Consider the following 1,645-nt stretch of genomic DNA (forward strand, 5'->3'; position numbering starts at 1 on the left):
TCTGTCGCACAATCTTTGTGCGGTATTGCCCTATCTACGGAAAATGTCGAAATTTCCTATTGACAAATCAACGCGAATCTTGTATAATAAAAACAGAGCAATGCTCTGCAAAATACCTTATACCTTATCAAGAGTGGTGGAGGAACAGGTCCTGTGAAGCCCGGCAACCAATCGCTGATGCGATACGGTGCCAATTCCTGCGGTATAACCGAGAGATGAGGGGTTTGTACAAAAAATTTTGGACACCCTATACGGGTGTCTTTTTTTTGATACTTTTCCCAACGACACAGAAAGGAAGAATTTTATGGCAAGAACTTTATTTACATCAGAATCTGTGACAGAAGGACATCCGGATAAGATCTGCGACCAGATTTCTGACGCAGTGCTGGACGCAATTCTGGAACAGGACAGCAAGGCTCGCGTAGCGTGTGAAACCATTGTGGAAACCGGCATGGTGCTCTGCATGGGCGAAATCTCCACCACTGCCAAGGTGGACATTCAGCAGATCGCACGGGACGTGATCGTAGACATCGGCTACGACAGAGCCAAGTACGGTTTCGACGGCTACACCTGCTCCGTTTTGCAGGCGATCAACAAGCAGTCACCGGATATTGCTATGGGCGTTAACGATGCTATCGAAACCAGAGGCGGCGAATCTACCGAAACGGGTGCCGGAGATCAGGGCATGATGTTTGGCTATGCCTGCGACGAAACACCGGAACTGATGCCGCTGGCAATTTCGCTGTCCCATAAGCTTTGCAAGAAGCTGGCAGAACTGCGGAAGAATAAGACACTGACCTATCTCCGTCCGGACGGCAAGGCACAGGTGACTGTGGAATATGACGGGGACAAGCCGGTTCGTGTGGACACCGTTGTCATTTCCACCCAGCATGCCGCAGATGTATCGCTGGAAACCATTCGCCGCGATATGATGCACTATGTGATTCCGGCAGTGATTCCGGCAGAACTGCTGGACGAAAACACCAAGTATTTCATCAACCCCACCGGTCGCTTTGTTGTCGGCGGTCCGCAGGGTGACAGCGGTCTGACCGGACGGAAGATCATCGTAGACACCTATGGCGGCACGGCTCGTCACGGCGGCGGTGCATTCAGCGGTAAGGATCCGACGAAGGTGGATCGTTCCGGTGCGTATGCTGCACGGTATATCGCCAAGAATATCGTGGCTGCCGGTCTGGCAAAACGCTGCGAAGTACAGCTGGCTTATGCGATCGGCGTGGCACATCCGGTTTCCGTTCTGGTGGATACATTTGGCACCGGCACAGTTTCCGAGGAAGCCCTTTCCAAGGCAGTTCTGGACGTGTTCCAGCTGACACCGGACGGCATTATCCGCATGCTGGATCTGCGGAAGCCGCAGTACCGGAAGCTGGCTGCTTATGGTCACATGGGTCGTGAAGATCTGGGCGTTGCGTGGGAACGCAAGGACAAGGTCGATGCACTGAAGGCTGCTGTAGCAAAGTTTCAGTAAGTAATCCGCAAAGCATTATGCAAAAGGCTTTTCTCCCCAAACAGGAGAAAAGCCTTTTTTGCAAATTTTTTCGAAAAAAGTGTGACTTTTTCGCCGGAACGGTGTCTATATAAGTGAAACACTGCGTCAAGGCAATACCGCACAAAGATTGTGCGACAG

At 51.4% G+C, this 1,645-nt stretch carries 1 protein-coding gene and 1 riboswitch; the gene reads left to right on the forward strand.

The genetic code is table 11. From position 1 onward, the window contains the following. Positions 1-121: 121 nt before the first annotated feature. Positions 122-222, forward strand: a riboswitch (SAM riboswitch). A gap of 82 nt (positions 223-304) precedes the next feature. After that, the gene (gene metK / locus RUMCAL_RS13180; RefSeq protein WP_021683473.1) at positions 305-1,486 is read left to right on the forward strand and encodes a methionine adenosyltransferase; all 1,182 of its coding nucleotides are present in this window, start codon (positions 305-307) and stop codon (positions 1,484-1,486) included. Positions 1,487-1,645: the final 159 nt, after the last annotated feature.

It is taken from the genome of Ruminococcus callidus ATCC 27760 (assembly GCF_000468015.1).
Taxonomy (GTDB): Bacteria; Bacillota; Clostridia; order Oscillospirales; family Ruminococcaceae; genus Ruminococcus_C; species Ruminococcus_C callidus.